Source organism: Mucilaginibacter robiniae, assembly GCF_012849215.1.
Lineage (GTDB): Bacteria > Bacteroidota > Bacteroidia > Sphingobacteriales > Sphingobacteriaceae > Mucilaginibacter > Mucilaginibacter robiniae.
In genome coordinates, this window is sequence record NZ_CP051682.1 from 555,815 (window position 1) to 571,648 (window position 15,834).

A 15,834-nucleotide genomic window follows, 5' to 3' on the forward strand; every position below is an offset into this window, starting at 1 on the left:
TCAGGAAAGATGCTGATACGGTACGATACGGCTAAACCAAGAACGGGAAAATTTAACCTGCGAAGGATTTGCCTGGATAATAGCCTCATACTTTTGCTTTCTTAATTCACAAACAGCTTTATACAAAACCTCGGCATCTATGGCATTGGCAGCTGCTATTGTTTTAGGTCCGGCTTGACCATCAATCACTAATGTACCAGGTCTCAATTGATTGATTGCTTTTTGCAAAATTTTGGCTGCTGTTCCTATACCCATATTAACGGCAGTATCAAAAAGCTGATTAGCCAGTTGCTGATCATGCATAGCATCCATAAACATAGCATCCCAAAAGTTGCTTTTATAAAAAGACATTACCAGGGTTTGCAAACCAGTGCTACTAGCTAGCGCGGTATTCAATTTGGCTGGATGCTTTGCTTTTACACCATCTACAATTGGCCAGCCGGCCCATGAGGGCCAGTAATTCCGGGCAATGCCTTTATAGGTTTCACCGCCCGCATCTTCAGGTGTGTTGGCGTACCCGCCTTCGTTGCGCATAGTAATTTGAAATGCAACATTAAATTGTGACATAGTTTTAGAATAAAAGGGTTATAAAAATAAATTATAAAGTATTATAGTAATAACAACTATTAAGCAGCAGAAAACAGCACAGGAAAGAACATCCATGCTACTCTTTTATCAAAAACACTTTGTTTATTGGTTAAAGAAGCTGGCAGATTTACCAGTGTTCAGAAAGTAGTTAATCAACTTAGCCATGTAAAATTACAAATACACATTCAAATTACCAAAAATATTAGCAAATACTTTTACTTTATGGTATGTAAAAATTCAGAAGGGCGCATTTGGGTTTGCTGGTAAAAAGTATTACTGAAAGCAGAAATGCTCCCATAACCGGTAGCAAAAGCAATTTGACTAAGTGTTAAATCAGTTTGCAACATCAATTCTACAGCTTTTACCATGCGGAGCTGTTTTAAATATTGTAGAAAAGACATACTTAAAGTTGATTGAAATAAGCGTGACAAAGTGCGTTCACTTAACCCAAACTTCTGGCTTACTGTACTTAAAGTAAGTAATTGCGCAGCATAGGTATCCAAGTATTGTAATACAGGCTGTAATCTATCGTTCTGCGTAGTAGGCAGAACGATGGGCAGATTCTGAGTTTCTGAAACAGACAGCAAGTTTTTTAAGGCTGTAAAGAAAGAATAATGCCGGCTTTCCGGATGAATATGCCCGCGCCATTGCCCGGTATAAATCATCATTTCATGGAGTAAATTATTTACAGGATAAATACCCATGCGACTGTAAAAAGGCGAACTATCATCATCATAAGTATAAAAATAAATTGACCGTATAGCTGAAGCTGAATGCCTTACTTTTAAGAAATGATTGAGCCCGCAAGGCACCCAAACATAATGCCGAGCGGGTATAATATAAGCCGTATCATCCACATGAAGGTAAGCTACTCCCCCTTCTACATAAGTGATTTGACCTTTAGCATGATGGTGCACTGGAAACCGTCTTTCTGTTCTTTCATGCAGAACATATACCGATTTAGGGTGCTTGTCAATTTGTATCAGGTATTCTTGAGTTGTTAATTGCTCCATGTTAACTGGCTGGAATCATCAATTTTTCGGCAATTTACATAAAACCACACACTTGTTATCGTAGTAACTTTGCTTACATAGTAATAAAGATGTGTTACTCAATAATACGAACATGTTTAGTAATTGGCTGGCTGGCTGCCAGTCAAGCAGTATTTGCCCAGCAACCAACTGTTGTCCCAACCGGAGCTAAGCTTACTTTGCAGCAGATTTGGGATAAAGCCGAACAGTATAACAGAAGCATACAGATGCAACAGCTGCACGTGCAAAGCAGTGCCGAGGATATTAAAGATGCAAAAGCCGAACGCCTACCAGACATTAATGCCGCCGGTGAATATGATTATGTAAGCAACCTACCCATTTTTGAAAATGGGCTGCTGCATACTCCTACTCAGTATCCGGTACTGCATACCTATTATCGTTTAGGCGGCGATGCTTACCTGAATTTGTACAACGGCCGTAAAATCAGCTTGAAAATTGAAGAGCAAAAAGCAGAGCACCAGCTGCGAGAGGAACAAAAAGGCTTAACTACAGCTGAAGTAAGATTACGGGCCGTAGCTTACTATCTGGATTTGCAACGAAGCAATATTTTCAAGCAACTAATGTTCAGTAATATTGCCGAACAAGAAAAACAGCTGGCTCAAATCAGGCAACTGCAGAAAAACGGTGTGGTGTTGAAAAGTGATGTGTTGCGCGCCGAATTACAGCTATCGCGCCAAAGACTTTCACTGGTACAAATTGAGAATGACTTGGCTATTGCTAACCAGAAATTAAATATCCTGATTGGGCAGCCTGATAGTACCTTAATTACTACGATACCTATGCCTCAAATAGATTCCAGCTCTATTAAATCATATCCTGAATATTTGGCTATAGCTTTACGTAATGCTCACGAAAATAAGATATCAGAACAGGAAACTAACCTGCGCCGCTTACAGGTAAAGGATACTAAAGCTAATGTTTCGCCCAAGCTGGGCTTATTTGCCAATTACGCTTATACTTATCCACAAATTCAATTTTTCCCTTACAGTGGCTATTTGTACGGTTTAGGTATGACAGGCATACGAGCTTCATTTCCAATATCCTCCATTTATTTCAATAAGCATAAAGTAAAAGCTTCAGAGCTAGAGTACAAACGGCAGGAAATGGAACATCTGGATACGCAGGATAACATTAGGCAACAAGTTAATGAAGCCTACTTGCGCTATAAAGAAGCGTTAACCCGAATTAGTGTAGCGCAAACCAACATTAACCAAGCTAGCGAAAACTCCCGCATTATCAATAATACCTACTTCAACCAATTATCACTGGTAACTGATTTGCTGCAGGCTAACACTCAACTGCTCCAAACTCAATTTGATCTGGCTGCAGCCCAAATAGGCGCACAAATGCAATACTATCAGTTACAAAAAGTTATAGGCAACCTTTAAGTTATGAGCAAAAAAGACCAATACACCGAAACGGATAAATTAATTACCCGCATAACAGCCTGGATAGCCGGTATCATCCTGCTTGCACTTATCATTTGGGGTGGTATTGCTATCTACAATTTATATCTGTACGAAGAAACTAATGATGCACAGGTACAAGAATACATTAACCCGATTACTTCTAGGGTAAGCGGTTTTATTACCAAAATCAACTACGAAGAAAATCAGGACGTAAAAAAGGGTGATACCTTGTTAACTATTGATAACAGCGAATATCAGCTACAACAGCAGGAAGCAGAAGCTGGCTTAGCCAACGCTCAGGCACAACTGCAGGCTTTAGGTAGTAACATACAAACTTCCGCTCAAACCTCACAAGTAAACAAAGCACAAATTGCAGCTGCCAAGGCACGTTTATGGCACCAGCAGCAAGAATATGCACGCTATAAAAAGCTGTATGATGTAGAATCAGCTACGCAGCAACAGCTGGAAAATGTAGAAACAGCACTGGCTGTTGCACGGTCCGATTATCAATCTACCTTAAATAATTATCAAGCTTCTTTATCTAAAGTAAATGATACACGGGTACAAAGAGCTGTTTTGCAAGCTGAAATCAAGAGACGACAAGCCTTATTGAACCGTAATAAACTGGATGTGGGCTATACACTTATCAAAGCTCCATACAATGGTAAAATGGGCCGTTTAACCATACAAGAAGGGCAGCAAATACAAGTAGGCCAAACCCTGGCTTTTATTGTTGACCAGGATGCAGGCAAATGGGTAATTGCCAATTATAAAGAAACTCAACTCCGCTACATGCATGTAGGTGACAAAGCCGAAGTGGAAGCTGATGCATTTCCTGGACACCAATTTAACGGACGAATTATTTCATTGTCGCCAGCTACAGGTTCCAGTTTCTCGTTGCTGCCACCCGATAACTCAACCGGTAATTACGTAAAAATTGTACAGCGTGTACCAGTACGCATCCGGCTTATTGATAGCCCTGCCGTTATTGCACCATTACGGGCTGGAATGAATTGCAACGTTATTATTCGCAAAAACCAATAAGCCAGTCTGATGAGTAATACAATACCGGTTTTCAAAGCCTGGGCACCCGAATGGCTCATTCGGGGAGCAATATTACTGGTGGTGTTGCCTTCTATGGGATTGTTTGGCTTATCTACCGCAGATGGGCCTGCTTCAGCTGGCTATTATGGTATTGAACCAGCCGATGTACAATATTCGATGGTAATATTCTATGCCGCTATTGCTAGTTTTTTTGCTTTGGAACGTCGCTTTTTCATTTTCATTGCCGTAAAAGAATATTTGCTAATCAGCACCATTATACAGGTGATAACTTCTTACATCTGTTATCGTACCTATAACCTGCACATGTTATTCATCTTCCGGTTTATACAGGGTATGGCGAATTGTGCTTCAACAAGTATTTGCATTACGCTAATATTTAGCCGTTTACACACCGAACGTGCACGTGAAATTGGGTACTCCGTTTTTTACTGCGTATTGTTATGCCTTTCACCATTCACAACAGTAGTTACCGCGCCCATTATTGATGCATTTGATTATAATATATTGTACAAAGCCGTAATTTACGCTTACCTACCCGGCACCATTTTACTGTTTATTTTAATGAACAATGTGCACCTGAACCGAAAGTTCCCGCTATACCAGATTGATTGGGCCAGTTTTGTAATTTATGCACTGGTGCTATGCTTAATAGGCTATGTACTTTTATATGGTCAACAGTACTACTGGTTGCAAGATAAACGTATATTATCAAGCGTTATCGCTATTGTTGTTTTACCAATCATTTTTGTTGTTCGACAACTTAAAATGAAACGGCCATACCTAGACTTTGCCGTTTTCAAGTCTCGTAACTTCCGGATTGGTGCATTACTAATATTCATATTATATATCTGTCGTGGAGCTTTAGGCATTACTTCCTCTTATTTTGCAGCGGTGTTGGGGATGGATCCTATTCATCAAGGATATATGCTGCTGGCTAATATATCGGGCGTAGTTTTGAGTGTTATAGTTTCCTCACGTTTAATTGTGATACGTATACCCATGCGGTTTACCTGGATGATGGGTTTTACCTTTTTGCTGATTTTTCATGTTTGTATGTACTTCTTGTTTGCTACGCAGGCTAACCCATCCGAATACGTTATACCGCTCATTTTACAAGGTATGGGAGCCGGCATGCTCATGACACCTATTATTATTTTTATGGTATCATCTGTACCGGCAAGCTTGGGTAGTATGGCTTCCGCAATGGGGGTATTTTTCAGGTTTATGGGTTTTTGTACCAGCATAGCGCTCATTAATTTCTTTTCACTTTTCAAGCAAAACGAACATCTAGATCGCTTTCAGCAAACATTAACCGATTTAAACCCGGTAGTGGTTCAACGCATGGTTGGTTACCGCCAAGTACTTGTTGCACGTGGCATGGCACCCGATCAGGCTACCAAAGTAGCCAATGCTCTTTTAGCTCGTACAGCACATGCACAAACCTCGTTGCGCTACGCTATGGATTATTACATAATGATTAGCTGCCTTATTCTAATTGTAATTATCCTGATTGCTTTATCTCCTTACATCAATCGTACTACAGTAAACGTACAAGCCAACCAACCGGCACCAGCATCATACTAATTATTGCTGCTAGCAGCTTCAAGTATGCTTTACGAAAGGTATATGTCTTGTAAGCTCTTGTAAAGCATACTTAATTATTAGGTATATAATTTATCATCAGTGAAAAATATTATCCTATAAGAACATTCGCTCTAACCTAATGTTGTATTACCAGTTAAAAAGTATTACATAAAACCAGAATACACATTATGCTAGCAATGAATTATAGAGGCCCTTCCAGAGTGAGGGTTACTCACAAGCCGATGCCTGAAATACAGCATCCTAGTGATGCTATTGTTCGGGTTACCCGGTCTTGCATTTGCGGGTCGGATTTGCACTTATATAACGGCTTGGTGCCCGATACACGCGTAGGCTCTACCTTCGGACACGAATTTATTGGCGTAGTAGAAGAAATAGGTTCTGATGTTACCAAAGTAAAAGTAGGCGATACTGTTTTAGTACCCTTCAATGTAGCTTGTGGCGAATGTGCTTTTTGTAAGCAGGGGTTGTATGGCAACTGCCATGAATCCAACTCGCAGGCAACAGCAGTGGGCGGTATATTCGGATATTCGCACACAGCCGGAGGCTTTGATGGCGGACAAGCTGAGTACGTACGTGTACCCTACGCGAATGTAGGCCCAACAGTAATTCCGGAAGGTATGGACCATGATGATGCCTTGCTATTAACCGATGTGGTGCCCACCGGCTACCAGGCTGCCGAAATGGGTGGCATTAAAACGGGCGATACCGTTGTAGTTTTTGGTGCAGGCCCGGTAGGCATTATGGCCGCCAAATGCGCCTGGTTGTTTGGTGCTGGCCGCGTTATTGTAATTGATAAGCTGGAATACCGATTGGAGTTTGTGCGCAACTATGCACAATGTGAAGCTTACAATTATGAATCCGTTGGTGACCCGGTGCTGTTCCTGAAAAAAACAACCGATTGGTTTGGTGCTGATGTTTGTATTGACGCCGTAGGTGCCGATGCAACAGGTAACGCACTGCAAACTATTACCGGCCGTAAACTGATGTTACAGGCAGGATCGGCTACTGCATTGCATTGGGCTATTAACTCAGTAAAAAAAGGTGGTATCGTTTCTGTTGTGGGCGTATATGGCCCAACTGACAACCTGGTTCCGATAGGTAATGTATTAAACAAGGGACTTACCATACGTGCTAACCAAGCCAGTGTTAAACGCTTGCTGCCACGCTTAATCGAGCATATACAAGCTGGCCGTCTTGACCCGAAAGCTCTCATTACCCATCGCTTCCCGTTAGAAGAAGCGGCTGAGGCTTATCATATCTTTTCAGAAAAACTGGATAACTGTATTAAACCCGTGTTGATTCCACCATCAGCCCGACTATAAAATATTGTCATGGAAAATACCACCAACAATTACTCACATATCAAAGGCTGGGGCATAGACGCCGATCCAACCAATGAGCCTACGCACCCGATGAAGCATTATACGGGCGACGATCATAAACGCTTAAACTGGGAGCGCCCACCACTACAGCCGGAAACCGTTGAAATTTTAAAATCAAACGAGCGGCCTAACTTATCAGCAGTGCTGGGCACCTCGGTGCCACCTACAGGCTTAAGCGGCGCTATACGCCGGTACGCCTTTAAGTATAGCGAATCCAGCTATGGACATTGGCTTCCTTTATTACTAGCTGACCGGGTTAATGTGGTTGAAGGCCTTATAGATGACCTGAAACAAGGCCACATTCCAAACATTTTTGCCGAAAAAGGATGGAAAGCCGACCTTAAGTACAACCCTAAAGGTTTAGCTACAAAAGTTTTGGTAACAGCCTTAGCAACTACCGCCGTTTTAGCCTACTTACGTCGCAAAAAGTAAGCATCACATAAAGCCGGAAAGAGAATTGTTTTTTTCCGGCTTTATTATTTTCCAGAACATACCAGGCTTAAGCATTAAAATTACCAGCAGCTCTGCTAGTCCAGATAAAGCCTAATCTCCTATAGCATTGTTATTATCTTACTTTTGCTTTTCTATACAAGCTTTTGTAAAGTTCAATGATTATGTTCGATTTCCGCCTGCAAGTATTTTATAAAGTAGCTAAAAGACTCAATTTTACCAAAGCAGCTGCCGAACTTCATATATCTCAACCTGCAGTAACCAAACACATTCATGAACTGGAGAACCAGTTTAAGGTTACACTGTTTGAACGTAGCGGCAACAAATCTATCGTACTCACACCAGCCGGCCAACTCATGCTTAGTTATGCTGAAAAGCTCATGAACACCTATCAGGAACTAGAGTATGACATGAATTTACTAACGGAAAAGCATTCAGGGCAGTTGCGTATAGGAGCCAGCACCACGGTAGCACAGTATGTTATACCAACTACACTGGCACAATTTCATGCCAAATTCAGGGATGTACAGGTTAGTTTGTACACTGGCAACACCGAGCAAATAGAACAGGCTTTACTGAATAAAGAAATTAATTTGGGTATTGTTGAGGGCATCTCCCGAAACCCACAGATTAAGTATGAAACTTATCTGAAAGACGAATTAGTGTTGGTAAGTGCAACTGGTAACCGCCTTATAAAAAAGGATACTCTCAAGCCTGAAGAACTTAAAAATTATCCTTTGCTGCTGCGGGAACCCGGCTCAGGTACGCTGGCGGTAATTACTCATGCGCTGCAATCTCATCATATTAAACTAAGTGATTTGCAAATTGAAATGCAACTGGGTAGTACCGAAAGTATAAAATCTTACCTGCTACATAGTAACTGTTTAGCTTTTATATCGGTACAGGCCATTTTAAAAGAATTGAGCCATAATGAATGCCGAATTATTGATATTAAAGGCTTAACCATTGAGCGTCCGTTTCATCTCATTCAATTACATGGTCAGCCCTCATCTTTAAGCGAAATATTCTTGCGGTTTGCTAAAAGCATGAAAGGATAAGCTACTACCATCATAACTACAGGTTATTGAACATCATGTTTTATGATGAAAATACCATCGGTTATTGATGCATTTTGGGGTATTCAAGCACAAAACAATTGTTATGCATACTCAACAAAATAGTTCTCGTCAAATACATAGTTCATGGTTCCAGGTTAGTGATACTACCCGTAAAATAATTTTTATAGCATGTCTTGTACTCTGCCTTGCTCCTTTCATTAGTCCGGCAATAGCCTTATTTATGGGGTTGGCTGTAGCACAGCTTACCGGGCACCCCTATCTGCATTTAAATCATAAATCCACACACTTTTTACTACAAGCCTCGGTAGTAGGCTTAGGCTTTGGTATGAATGTACACAATGCATTACAAGCTGGTAAAACAGGTATTTTGTTTACCGTTGCATCGATCACAGGTACTCTGATTTTGGGAGGACTACTTGGAAAATGGCTTCATATAGAACGTAAAACTTCTTATCTCATATCATCAGGAACGGCAATTTGTGGTGGTAGTGCTATCGCAGCTATATCGCCGGTTATTAAAGCCGAAGAAAAGCAGATTTCTGTAGCATTGGGCTGCATATTCATCCTAAACTCTATAGCTCTGATTATTTTTCCTATAATTGGACATCAACTTCATCTTTCACAAACACAGTTTGGTTTGTGGTGCGCCATTGCTATCCATGATACCAGCTCAGTAGTGGGTGCAGCTAGCAAATACGGCCCTCATGCGCTGGAGATAGCTACTACCGTTAAACTAGCCAGAGCATTATGGATTATTCCGGTAGCATTTATGTCGGCCTTTATCTTCAAAAATCAATCTAAAAAAATAAGCGTTCCTTACTTTATCGGAGTGTTTATTATAGCCATGGTGGCTAATACATACCTGCCCTTTGTTGCTGCCGTAAGCTCATACCTAATTACCATAGCTAAAGTTGGCCTAACACTTACCTTGTTTTTAATTGGAGCTGGTTTGTCAAAAAAAGTGTTAGCTGCAGTTGGTTTGAAACCTTTGTTGCAAGGTATTGCATTATGGATTGCTATTTCAGGAACTGCTTTATACGCCATATTACACTTAGCTTAAATTCATGAGTTTGATAAAAGCTATCACAAGAAGAAAAATGACATTTTAGAATTGAAAAGTTTTCATTTAAGTTGTTTGCTTTTCAATGTTCAGTAAACCAATATAAAAAACAAAATAAGAGGCTGTCTGAAAAGGGCAGCCTCTTATTGTTTTAAGGAGATTTTTGTATCTTAAAGACATGGGAGGCAAGATAGTCTTTAAGGAATATGATCCAGACCAGTTAACGTTTTTACCGTACAAACTGGAGGAACTGGTACCGACAGGTCATCCGGTCCGTATCGTTAAACAGGTCGTGGACGCGGTAGATGTCAAACCGATCAACCGGAAGTACAAAGGCGGCGGGGCGTCAAGTTTCCATCCCCGGCTGATGCTGAAGCTGCTGGTTTACGGCTATCTGACCAATACTTATTCCTCACGCAAACTGGAAGAACAGGCGGCACAGAACGTACACTTCATGTGGCTTTTAGGGATGAAAAAGCCCGACCACAACACCATCAACCGTTTTCGCAGCGAGAAGTTGTCAGGCGTCTTAAAGCAGATCTTCTCACAAATCGTGTTGCTGCTCGAGCAGGAAGGTATCGTATCCTTGAAAGAAGCCGTTTTTACTGATGGTACCAAGATCGAATCAGCGGCGAACAAGTACACCTTCGTATGGGGCAAAAACATCAAGGCGAATAAAGATAAGATGAAAGCCCAGCTTGATGAACTGTGGGGTTATGCGCAAAGCATTGCCGCCGAAGAACTAAAAGATACAGCGCCCTTGGAATATAGTGAGATCAACCCGGAGAAAGTAAAGGAAACCATCTCAAAGATCAATGCAGCCTTAGATGATAAAGAAGACGTAGACAAAAAAGTAAAGCAAAAGCTGAACTACGCAAAGAAGCACTGGCCGGAGAGCCTGGCACGGTATGACGAGCAGGAAAAGTTATTAGCCGGCCGTAACAGCATGTCAAAGACCGACCCGGATGCCACCTTCATGCGGATGAAGGAAGACCATATGCTGAACGGACAACTTAAGCCGGCCTATAACCTGCAGATATCCACCCAGGAGCAATTCATCCTTAATTATACCCTGCATCAAACCTCAACCGATTACCAAACCTTGTCTTCCCATATTGAACAATACCAAGCCTTATATAAAGACCTGCCCAAAGCCATTGTTGCCGACGCCGGCTACGGATCGGATGAGAACTACGGTGTGTTAGCGCGAAAAGGCATTGAGGCTTACATCAAATACAATACGTTCGATAAGGAACAAAAGGACGGTATCAAAGCGTTCAGTAACGACAGCCTGCATTATAACGAAGCGGAGAATTACCTTGTTTGTCCGATAGGTCAATGGATGGCGCATATCGGTAACGGTCAGCGAGTCACTTCATCTGGTTTTGTACAACTGATCAGCCTTTACCGTGCCCAGAACTGTGAAGGTTGCCCGATGCGTGGTGTTTGCCATACTACACAGGGTAACCGGGTCGTTGAGATCAACCACAGCCTAAGACAACATAAACAGGCAGCCAAAGAACGGTTGAATACAGAACAGGGTATCAACCTCAGGAAACGAAGGCCGGCCGATGTGGAACCGGTATTCGCCCAATTAAAGCATAACCATGGCTTCAGACGATTCCTGCTGAAAGGGATGTCCAAGGCCGAGGTCGAAATCGGCTTATTATCCATCGCACATAACCTAAGAAAATGGAAAACCTGAAAACAAGCTTTTTATAGACTTTTAGAACCTGTTAGAATCAATCCCCCGGTTCTTAAACGGCTGCTGACATCTTTCACTCAACCTTCCAACCAAAAATCATAACTAAATAAAAAACCGCCTCATATTTGACTTATGAGACGGCCTCTTTTTTTGTTTTTTATCGTCTCGCAGCCATAGTACCGTTCTCGGTAATTAATCCATCCTTAACCATTTGCTCATGGATAGATTTCAGGTAATCCTTAATGAAGCTGTTTACATTGGCCGGATCGTAAGTTTTGGATTGCGCTGCCCACACTAAATCTTCGGTACGAGCATCATATAAGTTAGTTTCCAAGTAATATACTTTCGACTGGTCGTAATAGCCCGGCGAGTATATAGATGGATAGTAATTATTATAATAGTTCCAGAAACGTCCATAATAGCCATACCTTCCCGGGTACCAGGCACCACCGCCCGGTATATAGCGCGATTCAGTTTCTTGCCTTAATAAAGTAATGGTCAATATAGCATCAGCACCTACTGATTGAATTTTTCCTAATACCAGTTCTCTGGTTTGGCCAGTTTGGGTGCTAAAATTTGGCGGAAACACATCTGTACTTTTTTCAACAGTAAAGCCTTTTTGCTGAAGCTGTTGTTGCAAGCCACTCTCTACCGATTGCTTAACCGGTATGTTGCTGGTTAAAGCGGCAACAAAAATATTATGGTATCCACTAGCTGTGGCATTAGGCTTACGCCATGAGCCAGTAATCATAGTAGATGTACTACAAGCTGAAAGCACAATGGCAATAAGGCCTGTTACTAAAAAAATGTTCTTGATTTTCATAGATATTTAAAATTGGTTTAGCGTGTTGGTTAAAACCCTCTAGAATTAAATGCTTCTGTTTTATCAAGCACTACTGAATGTGCGGTAAATATACCAGTCCCCATCAGCAGTAACCCAAGCAACACATGTGGAAGAAATACATGCGGATAAAACCCGTACAGAAACGGAGCAATAAACAAAGTAAAGCCTGCAATTACATCAATGGCCAAGTGCAGCTGGATAGGAATAGCTCTAACTAAGCCAACTTCATGATCGGTAAAGATGGTCATGATTAACAGCAGTGATCCTGAAATAACAGGTATAAACAACGCAGCTCCACCTGCATCATCAGTAAAGCTAAAAAGCCAGGGTGATGCTGTGATTACTGCACCCAAAACGTAGTCCAGCACGCCATGAACCTTTGTAGGTATAAAAGTTGTCATAACAATAAGCAATAAATGGATGTTAAAAATAATGCCTGCCTGTATTTGCATGGAAACAGCAAATACAGGCAGGCATGTAACACTTATTTACGGAAGTATAGTGTCTTTGATGTTATCAAGCAGACCTTTGTCCATGCCGCCAGTCATTTGCTGTTCTTGAGCATAACCTTTTACATCTGGCGGAGCCAGTTTAGGTTCTTGACCAAGAGGACGTGCATATTCATACTGGAACTCACCTTTACCATCAATAGATGGGCCGCTAGCCCAGCGTGCATCAGGAGGTGCAGGTTTTTCAATATTGGTTGATACAAATTTGTATTCAAATTCTCTTACCTGATCGCTCATCGGGAAGGTGTTCGGAATAGGCAAATTGCTGGTTACGCCGCCTAAATCTTCTATAACAGCCAACCATTGGTTTTGGTGCATAGTGTCGCGGGCTATCAAGAAAGCCAGCATATCTTTCATGCCCGAATCATCAGTTAACTCCCAAAGACGGGTAGCTAGTACGCGGCCGGTTGATTCGGCCATAACATTAGCATACATATCTGCCGCAATGTTACCACTGCCTACTACCCATGAACCGTTAAATGGCACACCGTTACTATCCACAGCCATAGCTGCTAAGCCTGATGACAGTACATGGCGTGGATCCATGCCGCCTAATATGCTGCTTACAATAGGGTTTTCGCCTGCAACTTTATCTTTCAATTCGTTTGTAGCACCTTCTAGGTTAAGAGCCACAGCTGTACTCAGCATTTCAATGTGTGAAATCTCTTCGGTGCCGGTATCCAGCAACATATCACGGTATTTAACCGGACCACGGCTACCCCAAGCCTGAAATAAATATTGTAAACACACTCTGATTTCGCCTTCAATGCCACCTATTGCTTGTTGCAACAATTTAGCAAACGCCGGATTCGGCTTATCTACACGTACCTGGTACTGTAGTTTCTTGTCATGGTAGAACATACGTTACTGTTTGATTATATAAAACTTAAAAATGAATTAGAATTAAGATGAGCAGCAAGTATGTAATAACAAGATAAATAAGCCTTACAGCTATCGTATGTACTTGGTTATTGAAGAGTATCGCATACTGAACAATTTATTGTTATTCAGTGTAGAGATAACATTAGGAACCCTGATTGGGTTTTATTATTAATTAATTAAATTCACTCTAATTAAAGTAATTATAACTAAAGTGAATTTAAATAGCAGAGTTTACTTGTTTTTTAATGCCTGTCTTCTGGCGGAAGGTATGTATCAGGTGTTGCACCTTCCTGATTTTCAGGATTAATACCTTGGCTGTTTTTAGGAGCAGCTTCTTTTAATTTAGCTAATTGGTCCTCATCATTAGCTCCGCTTATAATTTCTTGCCCTGATTCATGAGCTTCTTGCAGCCCTTCTTTTTCGTCATAAGGCTTTTCGCCTTGTTGCTGCAACTGATCTTCTTCTTGTGCCATAATTCAGTTCCTCCTTTTAGTATATATTATAAGTTAAATATTAAATTGATAAATTAGTACCGCATGAATGCAGCCACAATGCTTTCTTTAGGCATATGCTCTTTATTCAGCAGGTAAACTGCACCACCATTGGTATAAGTTTTAGCAGCAGCCTGATTTAACAGGCATTCATCGCCATTTTGCTTCTCCTGATGAATCTCCAGTTTATTTTCGGCTTCGTTAAACGTACCCCATAAGTGCACATCCTTACAGATAAATAAATCAGAAACTTGAGCATAAAAGCTGGCCGGAATCACCTTTTCAGGCATTGACGAAGTTAGCGGGGTAGCTATTTGGTTGTAATAATTTTGCAGCGCCTTTTTAGTGCGTTGTTTAAAATAAGGTTCTAATATCTCACGAGCTTTGCCTAAAAGGGTATTCAGGCTTCCATGCTCTTGGTTACCAGTAATAGCATCTTCTGCTATGAAATTATATTTACTTAAACCTTTATAGATCGGAATCAAATACTCCACGCCTGCTAATACCAAAGGGGCATGTTTATCATGCAATATCTCAGTAAACAATGTTTTATCCACCTCATGAAAGTAAATACCCAAGTTGGCTTTATCATCCAATTGGCCTTCACCATGCCCGTGAAAGCTAGTACTACCTTTACTACCCTGACGAAACAATTGCTGATCTTCTTTTTCTTCAAAATGTACAACATCATCCATACCGTTGGGCAAACCTTCCACTTCTACACGTTGCAACCCAAAAGCATTACCTTGGTAAAACTTCGCTTCGTGCTTGCTTAACACTAGTAGATAAAACTCTTCGGTGTTGCTTATGGCCGGCAGTAGCGGACTGATAAAAAAGGAGTGATTTACAAAAACTTCTTCTTTTACAGCAAAAGGCAGCTGAATAGTTTTTACCAAACCATCAGCTAAAAAGAATGCCAAACCTTCCATTTGGTTATTCCAGAAAATCTCATTGTTATAGAGGTCAAATCCTGGCTTAAGCAAACCCTCAATAGCTTGGGAATTTAAGCCCTGATTTTGCAAATTGGTATTCACTGCTGAAGCGCATTTTTAAAAACTATAGCATCCTGCTTTTCATTTACTTCAACCCCGGCGCGGTGCGTAGGTATATAAATTGATATGCAGTTTTCACCATGATAATTAATCAGTTCTGCAAATTCTTCTTTTGATATCAAATCCATTGTTGAATATTATTAACCGTTATTACTGTTAGTGCTTTCATCTAAATCTCCCTTTTGTGCAAGTGGCGGTTCGCATGGCGTACATAAATGGCATCGGCCAACTCATCACTTTCATCTTTGGTGTATTTTCAGAAATCTTTCACAAACTTTAAGTTTATACAATAATTTATTTTAACTATTAATTAATTACACCTCATTAACTTATCGTTACAATAAAGAGTTTTAAGAAAAGAATAATTAATAATTTAAAACAAATCTTAAAGAAGCCTACAATCTATCCACATAAAAAATCATAAAACAATTTTGACCGTCTATTAATTACAGATATGAAAACATTGATACGCCGCTTGTATTTCAAGTTAAAGCTAATACAACATTCATTCTAGCGCTTCATTTTTTTGCTATGCTGTATCTGCAGGCCATCATCGTAAATCATTCACGAGAAAACTGATGTAGTAACAGCCCATACATAATTTATTTGAGTAAAATATTCAGATAATAAATGGTTGGTGAAATAACGATTAAAGCAACTT

16 protein-coding genes are annotated in these 15,834 nt (G+C 40.7%); 8 read left to right on the top strand and 8 right to left on the bottom strand.

What is annotated here, in order from left to right; all coding sequences use genetic code 11:
- Both HH214_RS02600 and HH214_RS02605 read right to left on the bottom strand, forming a co-directional pair.
- Window positions 1-567, bottom strand: coding sequence for a glycoside hydrolase family 108 protein (locus HH214_RS02600; RefSeq protein WP_169605861.1), 567 nt, complete (start codon window positions 565-567; stop codon window positions 1-3).
- A gap of 236 nt (window positions 568-803) precedes the next feature.
- Window positions 804-1,601: a helix-turn-helix domain-containing protein gene (locus HH214_RS02605; protein WP_169605862.1), complete on the bottom strand. Its 798-nt coding sequence runs from the start codon at window positions 1,599-1,601 to the stop codon at window positions 804-806.
- Between the two features lie 89 nt (window positions 1,602-1,690).
- Between HH214_RS02605 and HH214_RS02610 the strand changes: the two genes are divergently transcribed.
- From HH214_RS02610 to HH214_RS02645, 8 genes are all read left to right on the top strand, one after another.
- The gene (locus HH214_RS02610) at window positions 1,691-3,028 is read left to right on the top strand and encodes a TolC family protein (protein WP_169605863.1); all 1,338 of its coding nucleotides are present in this window, start codon (window positions 1,691-1,693) and stop codon (window positions 3,026-3,028) included.
- 3 nt (window positions 3,029-3,031) lie between these two features.
- Window positions 3,032-4,093 (top strand): HlyD family secretion protein, encoded by a 1,062-nt coding sequence (locus HH214_RS02615; protein ID WP_169605864.1) that lies wholly within the window; start codon window positions 3,032-3,034, stop codon window positions 4,091-4,093.
- A gap of 9 nt (window positions 4,094-4,102) precedes the next feature.
- Entirely contained in the window at window positions 4,103-5,698 is a 1,596-nt protein-coding gene (locus HH214_RS02620; protein WP_169605865.1) for an MFS transporter, read from the top strand.
- Window positions 5,699-5,895: 197 nt separating this feature from the next.
- Complete coding sequence (locus HH214_RS02625) at window positions 5,896-7,041, top strand: zinc-dependent alcohol dehydrogenase (protein ID WP_248282187.1); 1,146 nt, start codon at window positions 5,896-5,898, stop codon at window positions 7,039-7,041.
- A gap of 9 nt (window positions 7,042-7,050) precedes the next feature.
- Window positions 7,051-7,533, top strand: a complete 483-nt coding sequence (locus tag HH214_RS02630; protein WP_169605867.1) for a hypothetical protein — start codon at window positions 7,051-7,053, stop codon at window positions 7,531-7,533.
- Window positions 7,534-7,715: 182 nt separating this feature from the next.
- Entirely contained in the window at window positions 7,716-8,609 is an 894-nt protein-coding gene (locus HH214_RS02635) for a LysR family transcriptional regulator (protein WP_169605868.1), read from the top strand.
- A 103-nt stretch (window positions 8,610-8,712) separates the two neighbouring features.
- Window positions 8,713-9,690: a YeiH family protein gene (locus tag HH214_RS02640; RefSeq protein ID WP_169605869.1), complete on the top strand. Its 978-nt coding sequence runs from the start codon at window positions 8,713-8,715 to the stop codon at window positions 9,688-9,690.
- Window positions 9,691-9,868: 178 nt separating this feature from the next.
- Window positions 9,869-11,395 carry an IS1182 family transposase gene (locus tag HH214_RS02645; protein WP_169605870.1) on the top strand — a complete coding sequence of 509 codons (1,527 nt, stop codon included), beginning with the start codon at window positions 9,869-9,871 and terminating at the stop codon, window positions 11,393-11,395.
- A gap of 157 nt (window positions 11,396-11,552) precedes the next feature.
- Here HH214_RS02645 and HH214_RS02650 read toward each other — a convergent pair whose 3' ends face one another.
- The 6 genes from HH214_RS02650 to HH214_RS02675 form a co-directional block, all read right to left on the bottom strand.
- Entirely contained in the window at window positions 11,553-12,218 is a 666-nt protein-coding gene (locus HH214_RS02650) for a hypothetical protein (protein WP_169605871.1), read from the bottom strand.
- Window positions 12,219-12,247: 29 nt separating this feature from the next.
- Entirely contained in the window at window positions 12,248-12,640 is a 393-nt protein-coding gene (locus HH214_RS02655; protein WP_169605872.1) for an SPW repeat domain-containing protein, read from the bottom strand.
- 87 nt (window positions 12,641-12,727) lie between these two features.
- The gene (locus HH214_RS02660; protein ID WP_169605873.1) at window positions 12,728-13,609 is read right to left on the bottom strand and encodes a manganese catalase family protein; all 882 of its coding nucleotides are present in this window, start codon (window positions 13,607-13,609) and stop codon (window positions 12,728-12,730) included.
- Window positions 13,610-13,872: 263 nt separating this feature from the next.
- The gene (locus tag HH214_RS02665; RefSeq protein WP_169605874.1) at window positions 13,873-14,103 is read right to left on the bottom strand and encodes a hypothetical protein; all 231 of its coding nucleotides are present in this window, start codon (window positions 14,101-14,103) and stop codon (window positions 13,873-13,875) included.
- A 53-nt stretch (window positions 14,104-14,156) separates the two neighbouring features.
- Window positions 14,157-15,155 carry a baeRF7 domain-containing protein gene (locus HH214_RS02670; protein WP_169605875.1) on the bottom strand — a complete coding sequence of 333 codons (999 nt, stop codon included), beginning with the start codon at window positions 15,153-15,155 and terminating at the stop codon, window positions 14,157-14,159.
- Complete coding sequence (locus HH214_RS02675) at window positions 15,152-15,301, bottom strand: hypothetical protein (RefSeq protein ID WP_169605876.1); 150 nt, start codon at window positions 15,299-15,301, stop codon at window positions 15,152-15,154. Before HH214_RS02675 ends, HH214_RS02670 begins: the two co-directional genes overlap by 4 nt.
- Window positions 15,302-15,834 lie beyond the last annotated feature (533 nt).

Excerpts from the sequence above, each read along its gene's own strand:
- HH214_RS02600 (WP_169605861.1), bottom strand. The coding sequence starts at position 567 with ATGTCACAATTTAATGTTGCATTTCAAATTACTATGCGCAACGAAGGC.
- HH214_RS02605 (WP_169605862.1), bottom strand. The coding sequence starts at position 1,601 with ATGGAGCAATTAACAACTCAAGAATACCTGATACAAATTGACAAGCAC.
- HH214_RS02610 (WP_169605863.1), top strand. The coding sequence starts at position 1,691 with ATGTGTTACTCAATAATACGAACATGTTTAGTAATTGGCTGGCTGGCT.
- HH214_RS02615 (WP_169605864.1), top strand. The coding sequence starts at position 3,032 with ATGAGCAAAAAAGACCAATACACCGAAACGGATAAATTAATTACCCGC.
- HH214_RS02620 (WP_169605865.1), top strand. The coding sequence starts at position 4,103 with ATGAGTAATACAATACCGGTTTTCAAAGCCTGGGCACCCGAATGGCTC.
- HH214_RS02625 (WP_248282187.1), top strand. The coding sequence starts at position 5,896 with ATGAATTATAGAGGCCCTTCCAGAGTGAGGGTTACTCACAAGCCGATG.
- HH214_RS02630 (WP_169605867.1), top strand. The coding sequence starts at position 7,051 with ATGGAAAATACCACCAACAATTACTCACATATCAAAGGCTGGGGCATA.
- HH214_RS02635 (WP_169605868.1), top strand. The coding sequence starts at position 7,716 with ATGTTCGATTTCCGCCTGCAAGTATTTTATAAAGTAGCTAAAAGACTC.
- HH214_RS02640 (WP_169605869.1), top strand. The coding sequence starts at position 8,713 with ATGCATACTCAACAAAATAGTTCTCGTCAAATACATAGTTCATGGTTC.
- HH214_RS02645 (WP_169605870.1), top strand. The coding sequence starts at position 9,869 with ATGGGAGGCAAGATAGTCTTTAAGGAATATGATCCAGACCAGTTAACG.
- HH214_RS02650 (WP_169605871.1), bottom strand. The coding sequence starts at position 12,218 with ATGAAAATCAAGAACATTTTTTTAGTAACAGGCCTTATTGCCATTGTG.
- HH214_RS02655 (WP_169605872.1), bottom strand. The coding sequence starts at position 12,640 with ATGACAACTTTTATACCTACAAAGGTTCATGGCGTGCTGGACTACGTT.
- HH214_RS02660 (WP_169605873.1), bottom strand. The coding sequence starts at position 13,609 with ATGTTCTACCATGACAAGAAACTACAGTACCAGGTACGTGTAGATAAG.
- HH214_RS02665 (WP_169605874.1), bottom strand. The coding sequence starts at position 14,103 with ATGGCACAAGAAGAAGATCAGTTGCAGCAACAAGGCGAAAAGCCTTAT.
- HH214_RS02675 (WP_169605876.1), bottom strand. The coding sequence starts at position 15,301 with ATGGATTTGATATCAAAAGAAGAATTTGCAGAACTGATTAATTATCAT.